At 72.2% G+C, this 14,176-nt stretch carries 17 protein-coding genes and 1 pseudogene; 6 read left to right on the top strand and 12 right to left on the bottom strand.

The features are described from left to right. Window positions 1-10 precede the first annotated feature (10 nt). Together OF850_RS09075 and OF850_RS09070 are read right to left on the bottom strand one after the other, a co-directional pair. On the bottom strand, window positions 11-481 hold the full coding sequence (locus tag OF850_RS09075; RefSeq protein ID WP_301589723.1) for a cell wall hydrolase: 471 nt from the start codon (window positions 479-481) through the stop codon (window positions 11-13). Next, the gene (locus OF850_RS09070) at window positions 478-786 is read right to left on the bottom strand and encodes a hypothetical protein (RefSeq protein ID WP_301589721.1); all 309 of its coding nucleotides are present in this window, start codon (window positions 784-786) and stop codon (window positions 478-480) included. The genes OF850_RS09075 and OF850_RS09070 overlap by 4 nt, the downstream gene beginning before the upstream one ends. 63 nt (window positions 787-849) lie before the next feature. Here OF850_RS09070 and OF850_RS09065 point away from each other — a divergent pair, with 63 nt between their 5' ends. Continuing rightward, complete coding sequence (locus OF850_RS09065; protein ID WP_301589719.1) at window positions 850-1,065, top strand: hypothetical protein; 216 nt, start codon at window positions 850-852, stop codon at window positions 1,063-1,065. Between the two features lie 45 nt (window positions 1,066-1,110). Here the strand turns inward: OF850_RS09065 and terL are convergent, their stop codons facing one another. The 6 genes and pseudogenes from terL to OF850_RS09035 all read right to left on the bottom strand — a co-directional run bounded on the left by terL (window position 1,111) and on the right by OF850_RS09035 (window position 6,894). Beyond that, window positions 1,111-2,400 (bottom strand): phage terminase large subunit, encoded by a 1,290-nt coding sequence (gene terL / locus OF850_RS09060; protein WP_301589885.1) that lies wholly within the window; start codon window positions 2,398-2,400, stop codon window positions 1,111-1,113. Between the two features lie 114 nt (window positions 2,401-2,514). Beyond that, window positions 2,515-2,784: a hypothetical protein gene (locus tag OF850_RS09055; RefSeq protein ID WP_301589718.1), complete on the bottom strand. Its 270-nt coding sequence runs from the start codon at window positions 2,782-2,784 to the stop codon at window positions 2,515-2,517. Further along, a pseudogene (locus OF850_RS23665) lies at window positions 2,781-5,620 on the bottom strand (portal protein). Before OF850_RS23665 ends, OF850_RS09055 begins: the two are co-directional and overlap by 4 nt. A gap of 2 nt (window positions 5,621-5,622) precedes the next feature. Beyond that, window positions 5,623-5,850, bottom strand: coding sequence for a hypothetical protein (locus OF850_RS09045; protein ID WP_301589717.1), 228 nt, complete (start codon window positions 5,848-5,850; stop codon window positions 5,623-5,625). A gap of 157 nt (window positions 5,851-6,007) precedes the next feature. Continuing rightward, a complete protein-coding gene (locus OF850_RS09040) occupies window positions 6,008-6,454 on the bottom strand; it encodes a hypothetical protein (RefSeq protein ID WP_301589716.1) in 447 nt (148 codons plus the stop codon). Continuing rightward, window positions 6,451-6,894: a hypothetical protein gene (locus OF850_RS09035; RefSeq protein ID WP_301589715.1), complete on the bottom strand. Its 444-nt coding sequence runs from the start codon at window positions 6,892-6,894 to the stop codon at window positions 6,451-6,453. The genes OF850_RS09040 and OF850_RS09035 overlap by 4 nt, the downstream gene beginning before the upstream one ends. A 149-nt stretch (window positions 6,895-7,043) precedes the next feature. Here OF850_RS09035 and OF850_RS09030 point away from each other — a divergent pair, with 149 nt between their 5' ends. From OF850_RS09030 to OF850_RS09020, 3 genes are read left to right on the top strand one after another with little or no spacing between them, the layout of a single operon-like run. Continuing rightward, window positions 7,044-7,700: a S24 family peptidase gene (locus OF850_RS09030; protein WP_301589714.1), complete on the top strand. Its 657-nt coding sequence runs from the start codon at window positions 7,044-7,046 to the stop codon at window positions 7,698-7,700. Between the two features lie 24 nt (window positions 7,701-7,724). Then, complete coding sequence (locus OF850_RS09025; RefSeq protein WP_301589713.1) at window positions 7,725-8,606, top strand: DMT family transporter; 882 nt, start codon at window positions 7,725-7,727, stop codon at window positions 8,604-8,606. 56 nt (window positions 8,607-8,662) lie between these two features. Further along, window positions 8,663-9,349 (top strand): class I SAM-dependent methyltransferase, encoded by a 687-nt coding sequence (locus OF850_RS09020; protein ID WP_301589884.1) that lies wholly within the window; start codon window positions 8,663-8,665, stop codon window positions 9,347-9,349. Here the strand turns inward: OF850_RS09020 and OF850_RS09015 are convergent. From OF850_RS09015 to OF850_RS09000, 4 genes are read right to left on the bottom strand one after another with little or no spacing between them, the layout of a single operon-like run. After that, window positions 9,318-10,217 carry a metal ABC transporter permease gene (locus OF850_RS09015; RefSeq protein ID WP_301589712.1) on the bottom strand — a complete coding sequence of 300 codons (900 nt, stop codon included), beginning with the start codon at window positions 10,215-10,217 and terminating at the stop codon, window positions 9,318-9,320. The genes OF850_RS09020 and OF850_RS09015 overlap by 32 nt on opposite strands. Beyond that, complete coding sequence (locus tag OF850_RS09010; RefSeq protein WP_301589710.1) at window positions 10,214-11,047, bottom strand: metal ABC transporter permease; 834 nt, start codon at window positions 11,045-11,047, stop codon at window positions 10,214-10,216. The genes OF850_RS09015 and OF850_RS09010 overlap by 4 nt, the downstream gene beginning before the upstream one ends. After that, complete coding sequence (locus OF850_RS09005) at window positions 11,044-11,769, bottom strand: metal ABC transporter ATP-binding protein (protein WP_301589709.1); 726 nt, start codon at window positions 11,767-11,769, stop codon at window positions 11,044-11,046. Before OF850_RS09005 ends, OF850_RS09010 begins: the two co-directional genes overlap by 4 nt. Beyond that, complete coding sequence (locus tag OF850_RS09000) at window positions 11,766-12,719, bottom strand: metal ABC transporter solute-binding protein, Zn/Mn family (RefSeq protein ID WP_301589708.1); 954 nt, start codon at window positions 12,717-12,719, stop codon at window positions 11,766-11,768. Before OF850_RS09000 ends, OF850_RS09005 begins: the two co-directional genes overlap by 4 nt. Before the next feature lie 95 nt (window positions 12,720-12,814). On the opposite strand from OF850_RS09000, the gene OF850_RS08995 reads away from it, so the two are divergent. Both OF850_RS08995 and coxB read left to right on the top strand, forming a co-directional pair. Further along, window positions 12,815-13,141 carry an ArsR/SmtB family transcription factor gene (locus OF850_RS08995; protein ID WP_301589707.1) on the top strand — a complete coding sequence of 109 codons (327 nt, stop codon included), beginning with the start codon at window positions 12,815-12,817 and terminating at the stop codon, window positions 13,139-13,141. 153 nt (window positions 13,142-13,294) lie between these two features. Then, window positions 13,295-14,173 carry a cytochrome c oxidase subunit II gene (gene coxB / locus OF850_RS08990; RefSeq protein WP_301589706.1) on the top strand — a complete coding sequence of 293 codons (879 nt, stop codon included), beginning with the start codon at window positions 13,295-13,297 and terminating at the stop codon, window positions 14,171-14,173. The last annotated feature ends 3 nt before the right edge of the window (window positions 14,174-14,176 follow it).

Below are 14,176 nucleotides of genomic sequence, written 5' to 3'. Positions count from 1 at the left end.
GATGGAGCTATCACGCGGGGCGGTAGAAGATCAGGCCCCCCAGCTCGGCGCAGGGGATGCGCCCCACCGCCCAGCCGGGCAGGCACAAAGCCCCGTGCCACAGCAGTGCCCCGCGCGATGCGTCGGGCAGCGCCCCGGCCAGCGCCCGCTGTGCGACGCGCCGGCACACCGCCAGCGCCGTATCCTCCTCGGGCGGCGCGGCGAAGAGGGCGTGGCGCTTGTGGCGGGGATGGCGCGTGGGGAACTGGAAGGGCGCACGCAGCACGGCGATGAGGGCGCGCGGCAGGCTCGCCGGCGCCTCGCCATTGGCGAAGCGCGCCTGCGCCGCCGCGTCCTCCAGCACCAGCCGGGCGCGGTTCATCGCCAGGCCGGCCAGCGCCTCGATGCCGCGCACCGGGCAGGACCCGGCCTCGGCGTAGAGCACGCGGGCGAGGAGTTCCGCCGCGGCCTCGTTGGCCGTCAGGGCAGGGGCGGCGCTCATCGGCGGCCCTCCGTTTCGCGCCGCATCTCCTCCAGCTTCTCCTCGATACGGAATAGCTGCTCGGTCATGCGGCGATCCACGTCGCGGATCAGCGAAAGGGGGACATAGGTGCGCGCGACCTCCAGCTTGAAGGCCGCCAGCTCCTCCCGCGTGCGGGCGAGGCCGTCGCTCTGGCGCGTGTCCTTGGTTTCCAGCCGCGCATCCAGGTCCTTGCGCAGACCGTGGATCATGTAGAACAGCGCGGCGACGATCGGCGCCTCCACGGCGTTGATCCACCACATCATGGTGGGCGTCATGGCTTCCATGCGGCCTCCTTGCAGCCTTGGGTGGTTGTCGCCACAAGTGCGGCGACGCGGGGGTGAGAAGCGATGTGGAACGAGCCCTATCTCGAGACGTGCTGCCGCTCGGCCCTGCACCGGCTGACGCTGGTGGGGCGGCATGGCAGGCCGCCCGGCCTCGCGGACCAGCCCTGCCTGCGCCGCCTGGAGGCCATGGGCCTCGCGGCGGAGCGGCCAGACGGGCGTTTCGCGATCACGGATGAGGGGCGCGAGCGCCACGCGGCGCTCGTGCTGAAGGTGGACTAGGCATCCCCGAGCCTGGCGGCTCGTGGGACGCGTCCGGACAGGAGGTCAGGCCACCCCGCGCCAGCGTGGCGCGATGCGGGGCGGCAGTCCCGGCAGGCGCGCCGGTTCGTGCAGCAGGGCGCCGGCGGCGGCGTCCAGCGCGTCGTCGCGTGCCCCCTTCGCCTCCGGCCGCCGTTCCGCCATCTCCCGCGCGAAGGGGGAGCGGAGGACGTCGTCGTTGGCATAGAGGCGGCGCGCGGCCAGCAGCGGGTCGAAGGCGGAGAGGATGCGCTGCGCCTTGGCCGCGCGGCTCGGCTCCTCCCGCACCTGGCAGGCGACGCCGGCCCGCGCCATCTCCCGCCGCAGCAGGGCGGGCAGGAAGCGGCCGATGCCGTTGGTCTCCACCCGGATGACGGGCAGGTGCAGCGCGCCCGCCGCCTCCGCCACCTGGCGGCATTGCTGCGTGGCCGGGTCCTCCGGCGCATCCTCGCGCTGGGTGAGCCACAGGACACGGTGGAGGTAATGGTTTCCCTCCCCGTCCGCGTAGGTGGCGGCGAGGACGGAGCCGTCGCCCCCACCGCCGGCGCGGCCGAAGGCGGGGTCCCAGAAGCCGCCCCCCGCCACCATGCGCCGGCCGAGCAGCCAGAGCTGCGCGCGTCCATTCGCCTCGCGGTATTCCGGCTCCTCGGCGTAGCGGATCAGCAGGGCGGGATCGAGCCGCGCCGCGGCGGCCGCGACGGGGCGCAGCAGCATCTGCCGCGTGAAGTGCAGCGGCCCGACCCGTGCCCGCAGCGCCTCGATGCCCGCAGCGGTGAAGCGCTCGGGCCAAGCGGATTCGCCCTCCCGCCCAAGCACCGGGACCTCCAGCCGCGCATAGCCGCGCAGGAAGGGCTCGCCGGTGCGGTAGAGGCTTTCCTCCGTGTGCGGCGTGCCGACGTAGAGGACGCTGCCGCCCGGCGCCAGCACGAACTCGGTTTCCGCCAGGCGCTCGCGCAGCTCCTCGCGCTTGCCGGGCGTGTCGCAGTTGTTCGCCACCTCCACGTCGTCGCAGATGATGAGGTCGGCGCGCGAGCCGGTGATGTTGCCCAGCAGGCCCTGCGCCAGCATGGAAGGCTCGCGCAGCGCGCCGGGGCGGCGCACGGTGAAGCGGTCCGCCGCCCAGGATTCCGCCATGTCCGGCACCAGCGCGGCGCAGCGCGGATGGCGCTCGATGATGCGGCGGACATGCGACACCATGCGGCCGGCGAGGGATTGCTCGGCGGCCAGCACCAGGATGCGCCGCGACGGGTCGCGATACAGCGTCCAGGCGCAGAACAGCCCGACCAGCGTGCTCTTGCCGCAGCCGTGGAAGGCCATGAGCACGCCGCGCCGTCCGCCCTCCCCGCGCCCCGCCAGCGCAGGATGCGGCGGTGGACCGGCGGCGTGGACTGGCCGAGCAGGCGGTTCCAGATCCAGGCGAATTCGATCAGCTCAGCCGGACTCTCCTTCGTCGTCGTCAAGGGATGGTTCCTCCTGCGCGATGGCGGCGCGCGCGGCGCCGAGGTCGAGGATCGAGGGGGCAGGGCGCGGCAGCAGCTTCCGCAGCGCCTCGTAATGCGCGAGCATGACCTTCAGCGCCGCGTGCCGGGCCGAGGCCCCGCGCGCATCCGCCTCCTCGTCATGCAGCAGCCGGTCGTATTCGCGCGCCAGCACGCGCATGGCGGCCAGCGCGTCGATCTCGGGCACCTCCTCCGCGCTCATCCCTTAAGCACCCGCACGCGCACCGTGCCGGCGCCGAGGTCGATCGCGGCGCCGGTGCGGTTCCACAGAGTCACAGTGACCGTGTCCTGCGCGCCGACCTGCGCCAGGAACACGAGGCCGGAGGTGGAGAGCGTGAAGCCCGCCTGGCAGAAATCGCCAGGCCGCACCCCCGGCACCGTGACGTTCACCTGCGCGCTGGCCCCCGCCGCGACCGAAGGCGGGTCCCAGGCCACCTCGCCGCGCAACTCTCGTGCGCCGTGCGGCAGGTCGGGCAGGCCGAACAGCAAAGGCGGGTTCTGCGACGGGTCGGTGGCGAGGCGCAGGGCGCGCACCTCGTAATCCGCGCCGATGCGCGCGACGCCGATGATGGCGAAGGCCACCGCGGCTTCCAGCCGCACCACCTGCAGCCGCGTCAGTGCCGCGTCGGAAAGGTCGGCCGCGCCCTGCCACCAGCGCGCCGCCTCGTTCCAGGTGAGCGACATGCCGGAGGCGCGCACCAGCGTGCCGGATGCGACGGAAAGCAGGTTCATCCCCGCATCGAAGCACTGCACGACGAGGCGAGGGTTGTCCGCGTCCACGGCGAGCGCGAACTCCTTGCAGCGCCGCGCATCCACCACGAAGCCGAAGCCCCGCCCGCCCGTCAGCACCACGCCGCGATCGGTGAGCCCGAAATCCTCCAGCCCCGGAAAGGCGAAATGCGCCAGGGTGAAGGGCGAGCCGCCCACGTTGCTGGACAGGCAGGCGAGGCGGTCGAAGCCGGTCTGCGTCGCGCTCCAGCGGAAGGCGGCGGCGCGGAGATTGGGAATGTTGGCGACGTCGCGGGTGAACTCGCGATGCGCCGCCGCCTGGTGCAGCGCCCGCACCACCGCGCCGACCCGCGCCGCGCTGGGCGCGTAGTCCACGCCCACCTCGTAGCCCTGGCTGGCCCAGGCCACCTCGTAGACATGGTCCTGCGCATTCGCCGTGTGCCGGGCGGCGAAGGGCGAGCAGCCTTCCATGCGCATCCCGTTGGCGAGCACGGCTCGCGAGTTCACCTCCGACAGGAAAGAGATGCCGCGGATGGGCCGGTCGCGCACCTGCAGCTCAAAGGCGGGGCCGAAGAAGACGTGGCGGTTATGCGCGGCATAGGCACCCGGCGCGGCGGAAAGCCGCACGCCGAACCGATCCTTGTCCGGATGGAGCGAGGAGGCGATGGCGAAGTGGCCGCCGTGGTAGCGGACGGAGGTGTTCCACGCCGCCGCCGTCTCGGTGCGGATGTCGAGGCCGATGCGGTTGTTCAACACGCGTCCGAGGTACAGCACGCTGTCCTCGAAGCCGCGCTCCGCGCCCAGGGTCCGGATGCCGATCGTGAATCCTTCCACCTGGCGGATCTCCACCGTGGAGGCGTCGAGGTTGCGCAGCATGATGCCTGCATCGGCCTCGTCCAGCCAGTCACTGACCGTGGCGCGGATCACCCACAGCCCGTCATAGACCTTGGCCGCGTTGCGCACCGCGCCGGCATCGCCAAGGGTCAGCGCCGCCTGGCCCGGGGGGCCGGCATACAGGACGGCGCCGCGCATGGTGAGGCCGGAGGCGGCGCCGCCCAGCGCCAGCGGCATGGTAGTGCGGTGCGTGCCCTCGCCGATGACGAGGTGCCAGCCGGACACGGCGGCGGCGTTCATTGCCGCCTGCAGGGCCGGGCCGTCATCCGAGACGCCGTCGCCCGTCGCGCCGAAGTTGCGCGCCGACAGCGCCTCGCCCAGCTTGTCCTCCACGGTGCGCGGCACGGCGCCGGCAAAGCCGCCCAGGACCTGCCCATTGCGCGGCAGGGCGGCGACGTTGCCCAGCGCGTCGAAGCCCAGCACCGTGCCGGCGCGCGCGGCGCGGGCGGGCAGCACCATGCCGGTCGGCGGCTCAGACGGGTCGAGGCGGATGGCGCCGCCCACCTCGTCGCGTACCTCCTGCAGGCCGGGGACGAGCTGCACCGTCGCCGGGTTCAGAACGCCGTCATCCTCCGCCTGCCAGATGCCGGTGACGGCGATGGAGGCGTTTTTCAGCACGAGTTCCACCACGCGGTTCGCGGTGCGGATGTCGGGCAGCGCCTTGGTGACCGGTCCACGCCCATAGACCTCGCCAGGCGCCTTCAGCCAGCGGAAGGCGATGAAGGGCGCCTCGGGGAAGCCGCCCTGGGCGAGGAAGCACGGAGCATTGGCGGATGCGCTGTCCAGGATGGCGGCGTAGCGATGGCCGAAGCGATCCGGCCACACCGCTTCCACCACGCGGTGCTGCGCCGGCTCGTCCTCCTCCTCCTCGCGCAGCAAGGCGGCCGGCAGCTCGGCGAAGGGGAAGCGCCGCGCGATCTCCGCGCGCGAAAGCGCGTTTCGCGGGACACGGTGTCGAGCCGGCCGGAGGGGCCTTCCTCCAGCACCGCGCTCAGCACCGGCACGGCGGTGAAGCGCAGCGCCGAGGCGTCGCCGGGCGGCGCTTCTTCCACCAGCAGGAGGCCGGTGCCGGTGATGACGAGGTCCAGGAAGGCTTGGTGCATCTCCTGCGCCAGGTTGGAGCGGTCGAGATGCGCCTGCAGCGTCTCGGCCACGCGCTCCAGCGCGGCCGGGTCCGCCCCGTTCTCCCCCGCGGCGGGAGCGAGGCCGAACCAGCGCGACCAGGGCGGGGTCAGCTCGGCAAGGAGCGAGGCGGCCAGCTGTTCCGCCGCATCGGCGGCGGTGGCGTCGAACAGCGCGGCGGCGTCCTCGGCGCGCGGCAGGACATGGGCGTAGGCGTCTCGCCAGCCTGCTTCGAGCGGGCGGCGGCGGGAGGCGGCGCGGGACTGGCGGGCCAGCAGGGCTTCGGGCGTCATGCTCATTCGCCCAGCAGCGACTTACGCGTGACGGAGAGGGGCAGCAGCACCCCGCGCGAGGAGGTGGCGACCGTGCCGGCCATCCCGCCCGTGGCGCGGGAGCGTGCTGCTTGGCGCGCATCCTCCGCCACCATGTCGGGCGCGGGCGCGGGCGCGGGTGCGGCGGCGGCGGCCAAGGGCGGAGGGGCCTCGATCACGAGGGGCTTCGGGGCACGAAACAGGCCTCCCATTCGGGCGTGTCTCCTCTCGGCTTGGGGATGGGTCCTGCCCCTCGCCCGAACAAAAAGAGAACGCCCAGGACGTGCGAAACGTCCCGGGCGCTCACAGTTGAAAATGGGGGGAGGAGGAAAAGCCAGCGGACGCAATTCGCCCGTTGGTGAGCGTGTCTTAACGCGGCATCCCGGCCGGAGTCAAGTTTTCTTTCCTAGACACTCCAAGATTTCGCAACCCTCGATAAAGGCCATGGGGGGTCCATGCACGCGGTGCCGCCGGACCCAGCACGGCGCGGCAAACCGAGACGTAGCAGAAGGGCGCGAGAAGGAGGAGGCTGCCGCGTCCCGGCGCAGCGGGCGCAAAGGGACCGAGAACGCGCATTCCGGCCCGGCGAAAAAAGCGCGGCAGGTCGAAATCCGGCGCGACCTCGGGCCGGGCGCAGGCCAAGCGGCCGGTGAGGGGGTCGAGCACCGTCCAGCCTGACGCGTCGTGCAGCGCGGCGAAGCAGTGGCAGAAGCCGGGGCGCAGGAGGCGCAGCCAGCGATGGTCGGCGCGGCCGGAGAACACGATCCAGACGCGCTGCGGATCCGGCGCCGCGCCGCGCGCCGCGAGGCTGCTCATCGCGCCCGTGGAAAGGGGATGATCTCGGCGGTGGACGCCGGCGACCCGGCCGGGATGGCGGGGGCAGCCGTGATGATTCCCTTGACGCGCAATGGCCATTCCAGCCGGTTCATCGCCTCGCGCCACAGCCGGGCATCGCCGCGCTCGGAGGTGTGGCGCGGGTTGGGGGCGGTGCCGCGCTCGCCCCAGATCCGCATGATGCGGGCATGGGCCAGCTCGATGCGGCGCTGGCGATACAGGCGGTCCAGGCACTTCACCACGTCGTCCGGCTCGCAGGGGCGCGGCACCAGCCCCTTGCCGGCGGAAACGCGCGCCCCGTCGCGCCGCGCGACCAACGCGGACATGGTCCAGAACCACGCCTCCTCCGCAGAGGCGAAGGGGGTGGTGCGGTCCAGGGTCACAAGGACCGGGGAATGACCGCCGCGGGGGGCGAGGGGCATGGGAAACGGACCTTTCCAGCTTGCGTTCCGGCCGAATCCGGCCTTGAGAACATATTAAGAACATAACCTGCGGTTGTGGGAAGGGGCAAGCGGAAAGAAGCAACATTTTCCTATTGCCTGCTGACGATGGGCCTATAAAGGTTCCGTCCGTGAAGCATGACGACATCTGGCGCGCGATCGACTCGCTGGCGGCCGAGAATGGCCTCAGCGCGTCGGGGCTGGCGCGGCGCGCCGGGCTGGACCCGACGGCTTTCAACCCCTCGAAGCGCATCGGCCCCGATGGGCGCGCGCGCTGGCCCTCGACCGAGAGCATCGCCAAGATCCTGTCCGCGACCCAGGTGGGCATCGAGGGCTTCGCGGCGCTCGTTTCCGGCCAGGCGGCGCTGCCATCCGCCCCGCGCGGCCCGCGCCCCGGCGTGGGGCGCCGCGTGCCGCTGATCGGCTTCGCCCAGGCGGGGGGAGAGGGGTTCTTCGACGATGGCGGCTTTCCGGTCGGCGGCGCCTGGGACGAGATCTCCCTGCCCGAGATCCCCGACCCGCATGCCTATGCGCTGGAGATTTCCGGCGATTCGATGGAGCCGGTGTTCCGCGACGGCGACATGGTGATCGTTTCGCCTTCCTCACCCATCCGGCGCGGCGACCGCGTCGTCGCCCGCACGCGCCTCGGCGAGGTGATGGCGAAGGAACTCAAGCGCCAGAGCGCCAAGCGGATCGAGCTGCGTTCCCTCAACCCCGTCCACCCCGACTACTCCTTCGAGATCGAGGACGTGCAGTGGATCCACCGGATCCTCTGGGCGAGCCAGTAGCGACGGCGCGGGCGCCCGCCACCCATGGTCCTGCGCGGCATCCTGCTCCAGCTTGGGGCGCTGCTGATCTTCGTGGCGATGGACACGTCGCTGAAGTGGCTGACGGCCGGCTTCAACCCGGCGCAGATCATCTGGGGACGGTTCCTCTTCGCCTTTCTGGCCGTGTCGCTGTTCTTCACCGTCACGCGCGGCCGCCTGCCGTGGCGGTCGCGCGCGCCGCGGCTGCAGGCGCTGCGCTCGCTGATCCTGCTCGGCTGCTCGCTGCTCTTCACCATGGCGCTGGCGCGCATCCCGCTGGCCGATGCGACGGCGGTGGGCTTCGCCTCGCCGCTGCTCACCGTCGCGCTGGCGGCGCTGGTGCTGCGCGAGCGAGTGGGGGCGCGGCGCTGGCTGGGCGTGGCGCTCGGCTTCGCCGGGGTGCTGGTGGCGCTGCGCCCGCCCTTTCTTACCGGCACCGTGCCGGATTGGGGCTACCTCCTGCCGCTGGGCACTGCCTTCGGCTTCGCCTGGTACCAGATCCTGACGCGGCGCCTCGCCGGGCTGGACAATGCGCGGGTGACGATCCTCCACACCAGCCTCGCCGCCACGTTGGGCGCCTCGCTCCTCCAGCCCTTCGTGTTCATTCCTCCGTCGGCCGCCGAATGGGCGCTGCTGGTGGCGGTGGGAACGATGGGCGCGCTGGGCCATGGGCTGCTGGTGCTGGCCCATGCGCGGGCGCCCGCCTCCATCCTCGCGCCGCTTTCCTATTCGCAGTTGGTCTGGGCCACGCTGGCCGGCGTCGTGGTCTTCGGCGACAGCCCGGATGGCTGGACGTTGCTGGGCGCGGTGGTCATCGCCGTGGGCGGGCTGCTCGCCGCCGCGCCGTCGCGTCCGAAGGCGGCCGGAGACAAAGCGGCGGGGGGTTGAAGCTTGCACCCCCGGTCGGCAGTTGGTAACGGGTGCCGCCCCGTTCGGAAGGGACCATCAACATTTCCACTTTTGGCCTCTCTGAGAACGAACGCGCCCACCCACGTGCCGCGTTGGATGCGGATTCGGTCCGCGATGCCTATCGCCGATGGGCGGGGGTGTATGATCTGGTCTTCGGCGGCGTGTCCGGCTTCGGCCGCCGCGCCGCAGTGGATGCGGTGAACCGCCTGGCCCAGACGGCCGGCCGCCGCGTGCTGGAAGTGGGCGTCGGCACCGGCTTGGCCCTGCCGCATTATCGGCGCGACCTGGAAGTGGTCGGCATCGACCTGTCGCGCGAGATGCTGCTGAAGGCGCGCGAGCGCGTGGCGTCGGAGCGCCTCACCGCCGTGCATGGCCTTCTCGAGATGGACGCGGAAAGCATGGCCTTCGGCACCGCCTCCTTCGACATCGCCGTCGCGATGTTCACCGCCTCCGTGGTGCCGGATGCGCGCAAGCTCTTCGCCGAGATGTCACGCGTGGTGCGGCCTGGCGGGCACCTGCTCTTCGTGAACCACTTCGCGGCGGATGACGGGCTGCGCTGGTGGGTGGAGCGGACCACGGCGCCGCTGGCGCGCGTGCTGGGCTGGCACCCGGATTTCCGGCTGGAGGACCTGCTGGACAAGGGCACGGCGCGGATCGAGCGGACGCAGAACTGCCCGCCGATGTCGCTCTTCACCCTCGTCGAGGTGCGAAACGCAGGCTGAGGAAGACGGCCAGCCCCGCGAGGCTGCCGATCACCCCCGCCGCGTTCACCGAGAAGGCGAGGCCGAGCGCCGCGGGCAGCGGCCCGGCCAGCAGCACGCCGAGCGCTCCCAGAACAGCACCGAGCCCCGCCGCGCCCCAGACCTGCACCCGGTAGGTGTCGGTGAGCAGGCGCATCGCCACGGCCGGGCAGGCCAGCAGCGCCACCACCAGCACCGTGCCCACCGCCTCGAAGGCGGCGACCGCGGCGGCGGCGATCAGCAGGTTCAGCCCCATCTCCCACCAGGACACGCGCAGGCCGAGGGCGCTCGCATAGTCCCGGTCGAAGCAGACGAGCCGCAGCGGATGCCAGAAGGCCGCGACGGCCAGCACCGCCACCGCCGCCACGCCGGCGAGCAGCCCCAACTGCCGCGGCAGCCCCGCCAGTGCCGCGGGGTCGAGCAAGGAAGCCCAGCCCGTCGCCTCCAGCCAGACCAGCGTTTCGATCTGGCCGAACAGCACGCAATCCAGGTCGAGATCGGCCATGCGCGCGCCCGTTACCTCCAGCCCCACGAGGCCGAGGGCGAAGAAGCCGGTGAAGACCAGCCCGGTCGCTGCCCCAGCTTCGAGTCGCGCCAGACGGCGCACCAGCCCGATCGCGACCGTGGCGAGCAGCGCCGCCGCCAGCGCGCCGAGCAGCATGGGCAGTGAGGCGCGCAGCCCGGTCAGCGCGAAGCCCGCCACGATGCCCGGCAGCACGGCATGGGAGAGCGCGTCGCCCAGCAGGCTTTCCCGCCGCAGCACCAGAAAGGAGCCGAGCAGCCCGCAGGTCCCGCCCGCCAGAGTGGCGGCCAGGAGGGCGGGGGCGTCGAGCTGGAGGAAGCTGCTCATGCCGGGCGCCGCAGCAGCAGGGCGAGGGCGAAGAAGACCAGTCCGGCCAGCACCACCGCCGCCCCGGTCGGCAGTTCCGGCAGGCGCTGCGACGCGAGCGCCCCCGCCACCCCGGCGAGGGCGCCCAGCCCGCCGGCGAGCGCCACCATGCCCGGCAGGCGCCGGGTGACGAGGCGCGCGGCGGCGGCGGGCACGATCAGCAGCGCCACCACCAGGATCAGCCCGACCGCTGGCAACCCGGCGACCGTCACCAGCAGGATGAGCGCCAGCAGCAGAGCGTCCAGCCGCCGCACCGGAAGGCCGAGCGAGGCGGCATGCGCCTCGTCGAAGCAAAGGGCGCGGAGCGGCTGGAACAGCGCCAGCACGGCGCCGACCGCGCCGAGGGCCAGCGCGGCGGCGACCAGCGCATCGTTCGTGGTCAGCGTCGCCGCCTGTCCGAGGATGAAGTGCGGCAACCCGGCCTGGGCCGCGCCCGGAATGGCCTGCGCCACCGAAAGCCCCACCGTGCCGAGCGCATAGAAGGCGGACAGCACCACGGCGATCCCGGCATCGGCGCGGATGCGGCCGGAGGCGGTGAGGATCCGCAGCGCCCAGAGCCCCAGCAGTGCCGAAAGCGCGCCGCCGAGCAGCAGCGGGCCGAGCGCCCGCGCCTCGCCGCCCAGCGCGGCGGTCAGCAGCGCGGCCGCCACCACGCCGGGCAGGGCGGCATGGCCGATCGCGTCGGCGAGCAGGGCGCGGCCGCGCAGCAAGGCGAAGCAGCCGACCACCCCGGCCGCCAAGCCCAGCGCGACGCAGCCCAGCAGGACGATGAGGGTGTTGTGCCCGATCAAGCCACCATCATCCGTGGCAGGCCGCCAAAGGCGCGGGCCACGCTGTCTTCCGTGAAGGCCTCGCGCACCGGGCCGGCGGCGACGACGCGCCCGGCGAGCAGGAGCACGTCGGTGAAGTGCTCCGAAACCAGGGACAGGTCGTGATGGACCATCAGCACGGTCTTGCCCTCGTCCACCAGGCGGTGGAGCACGGCGAGAATGGCGCGTTCCGTCACCGCGTCCACCGCGGCCAGGGGCTCGTCCATCAGGAACAGGTCGGCGCCCTGCGCCAGGGCGCGGGCCAGGAAGACGCGCTGCTGCTGGCCGCCGGACAGCCGGCCGATCTGCCGCCCCGCGAAATCCGCCATCCCCACCGAATCCAGCGCCGACAGGGCGGCGTCGCGATCGGGACCCGGCAGCCCGCCCCACCAGCGGCGCAGCCGCGGCAGCCGCGCCATCCCCACCACGTCCAGCGCCGTGGCCGGGAAGTCCCAATCCACCGAGGCACGCTGCGGCAGGAAGGCGACGCGGTTCCGGACGTCCGCCAGGGGCCGACCGAAGAACCGCACCTCGCCGGTGGCGGGGACGAGGCCCAGCGCGGCGCGCAGCAGCGTCGACTTGCCAGCGCCGTTGGGTCCCAGGATGGCGGTGAGGCCGGGCACGGCGTCCCAGGAAACGTCGGACAGGGCCGGACGGTCGCCGTAGCGGACCGAAACGCCGCGCAGGGAAAGCGGCGGGATCACAGCCGGCCCCGCAGCCCGCGCTCGGGCGCCTCGCCGCCCAGGGCGCGGGCGATGGTGGTGATGTTGTGGTCCAGCATCCCTTCATAAGTGCCGCGATAAGTGCCGGGACGGCCGAGCGAGTCGGAAAACAGCGCCCCACCCAACGCGACGCGGTGGCCCCGTGCGCCGGCGCCTTCGATCAGGGCGCGCACCGCGCGATCGGGGACAGAGGTTTCGGGAAAGACGGCGGGAACGCGGCGTTCCACCAGCAGCGCCACCAGGGATTCGATGCGGGCGAGCGAGGCCTCCGCCTCGGTGGACAGGCCCTGGATGGAGGCCAGCTCCATCCCGAAGCGCTGCCCGAAATAGCCGAAGGCGTCATGCGCGGTGACGAGGAGGCGCCGTTCCGGCGGCAGCGGGGCGAAGGCGCGGCGCGCATACTCGGCGATCCCCTCGAGGCGCCCCCCCAGGGCGGCGAGGCCTGGCGCCGGGTCGAAGCCGGGCCGCAGCCGGGACAGGGCAGCGGCGACCGGCGCGGCGCATTCGGCCCAGAGCAGCGGGTCCATCCACAGATGCGGGTCGGGCGCGTCGGGATATTCGGGGTGGGCGCGGCGGCGCGCGGGCGGAATGGTTTCGGCCACGGCGATGACGGGGCGCGTGGCGGCTGCGCGTTCCAGCACGTCGCCCATCCGGCCTTCGAGCCGCAGCCCGTTGCACAGGATGAGATCGGCCCGCAGCAGCCGGACGAGGTCGGCGCGGGTGGGGCGGTAGAGATGCGGGTCCACCCCTTCGCCCATCAGCGCCTCGACCGTGAACTCCTCGCCGCCGATGCCGCGCGCCAGCTCCGCCACCATGGCGGTCGTGGCCACGACGAGGGGGCGCGCCGGACCGCCCTGCGCGCGCGCAAGGGCGGGCAGGCCGAGGATGAGCGCCGGGATGGCGCGGCGGGTGACGCCTGAACAGGTGTTCACGTCTTCATTCGTCCAATATTTTCAGTCACTTGCAAGGAAGGAGGTTGCCTCCTCGCGCCATTGCGTCAAGGGGAATGCGCTGCGAAGCTGTTCGCATGACGCTGCGAATCAATGACGACGAGGTGGTCGAGCTGGCGGAGATGTTCCGCCTGATGAGCGACCCGACGCGGCTCAAGATCATCCTGGCCTGCCTGGATTCGCCCGCCTCGGTGGGCGCGATGGCGGAGCGGCTTTCCATCTCCGCCAGCCTCGTGTCGCACCACCTGCGACTGCTGCGCGCGGCGCGGCTGCTGCAGGCGGACCGGCGCGGGCGGATGGTGTTCTACATGGTGGGCGACCCGCATATCCGCTCCATGCTCACCGACATGGCCGACCACGTGGCGGAGGACGTTGCGGAAGCGGAGATCGAGCCCGGTTCCTGAGGGCGCGCCGCAAGTCGCTCCTGGGGGGTCGGACTTGTTCGCGGGTGCATCACGGACTATGGTCGCGCCGCTGCGCCGGGCCCGTAAAATCGGTCACGCGCGCGCGGGCGACGGCCACTGGGGCCGCCGCGCGGTGTTCCAGGGGTGGATGGCGTGATCGGTCGGATCGGACGTGTTCTGGGGCTGGCGGCACTGGCCGCGATGCTTGCGATGGGTGGGGCGATGGCCTCGGAAACCAGCCTGGGCGCGCCGGTGCCCTGGGGCATGGGGCTGCAGCCCTCGGGCGGGCCGGTCAAGGACGCGATCCATTCCTTCAACACGCTGGTCTTCTGGATCATCGTCGCGATCACGATCTTTGTCGCGCTGCTGCTGGTCTATTGCATCTGGCGCTACAGCGCGTCCCGCAACCCCACGCCGTCGCGCGTGAGCCACAACACGCCGCTCGAGATCGCCTGGACGGTGATTCCGGTGCTGCTGCTGCTGGTGATCGCCATCCCGTCCTTCCGCCTGATCTATTTTCAGGACCGGGCGCGCGACGCCGACATCACGATCAACGTGACGGGCCGCCAGTGGTACTGGAACTACGCCTTCCCCGACCACGGCAACTTCAACTTCGATAGCCGCCCGATCCCCGAGGAGGAACTGCAGCCCGGACAGCTTCGGAACCTCGCGGTGGATGAGCCGCTGGTGATCCCGGCCGGTGCCACGGTGCGCGTCATCACCCAGGGCGCCGACGTGATCCATTCCTTCTTCGTGCCCTCGCTCGGCGTGCAGAAGTACACCATTCCCGGCCGCATCATGGAGACGTGGATGCGGGCCGACCGGCCGGGCGTGTATTACGGCCAGTGCAACCAGATCTGCGGCGTGAACCACTGGTTCATGCCCATCATGGTCCGCGCCGTGACGCCGGCCGAGTTCGAGCAGTGGGTCGGCCAGGCGCGCCAGCGCTTCGCCCACACCATGCCGCAGCAGCCGGTGGGGGTTGCATCCGCCACCGCAGACACCATTCACATCGCCGCGGCGCGCCAGTAACGC

The organism is Sabulicella glaciei (assembly GCF_026183895.1).
GTDB classification, from domain to species: domain Bacteria; phylum Pseudomonadota; class Alphaproteobacteria; order Acetobacterales; family Acetobacteraceae; genus Roseococcus; species Roseococcus glaciei.
This window is presented reverse-complemented; position numbering and strand designations above follow the sequence as displayed.

What these genes read in the sequence shown, in the direction of transcription:
- OF850_RS09075 (WP_301589723.1), bottom strand. Translation starts at nt 481, where the DNA reads ATGAGCGCCGCCCCTGCCCTGACGGCCAACGAGGCCGCGGCGGAACTC.
- OF850_RS09040 (WP_301589716.1), bottom strand. Translation starts at nt 6,454, where the DNA reads ATGAGCAGCCTCGCGGCGCGCGGCGCGGCGCCGGATCCGCAGCGCGTC.
- OF850_RS09035 (WP_301589715.1), bottom strand. Translation starts at nt 6,894, where the DNA reads ATGCCCCTCGCCCCCCGCGGCGGTCATTCCCCGGTCCTTGTGACCCTG.
- terL (WP_301589885.1), bottom strand. Translation starts at nt 2,400, where the DNA reads ATGGCCTTCCACGGCTGCGGCAAGAGCACGCTGGTCGGGCTGTTCTGC.
- OF850_RS08995 (WP_301589707.1), top strand. Translation starts at nt 12,815, where the DNA reads ATGACGCTGCGAATCAATGACGACGAGGTGGTCGAGCTGGCGGAGATG.
- OF850_RS09015 (WP_301589712.1), bottom strand. Translation starts at nt 10,217, where the DNA reads ATGAGCAGCTTCCTCCAGCTCGACGCCCCCGCCCTCCTGGCCGCCACT.
- OF850_RS09070 (WP_301589721.1), bottom strand. Translation starts at nt 786, where the DNA reads ATGGAAGCCATGACGCCCACCATGATGTGGTGGATCAACGCCGTGGAG.
- OF850_RS09045 (WP_301589717.1), bottom strand. Translation starts at nt 5,850, where the DNA reads ATGGGAGGCCTGTTTCGTGCCCCGAAGCCCCTCGTGATCGAGGCCCCT.
- OF850_RS09065 (WP_301589719.1), top strand. Translation starts at nt 850, where the DNA reads ATGTGGAACGAGCCCTATCTCGAGACGTGCTGCCGCTCGGCCCTGCAC.
- OF850_RS09055 (WP_301589718.1), bottom strand. Translation starts at nt 2,784, where the DNA reads ATGAGCGCGGAGGAGGTGCCCGAGATCGACGCGCTGGCCGCCATGCGC.
- OF850_RS09025 (WP_301589713.1), top strand. Translation starts at nt 7,725, where the DNA reads ATGGTCCTGCGCGGCATCCTGCTCCAGCTTGGGGCGCTGCTGATCTTC.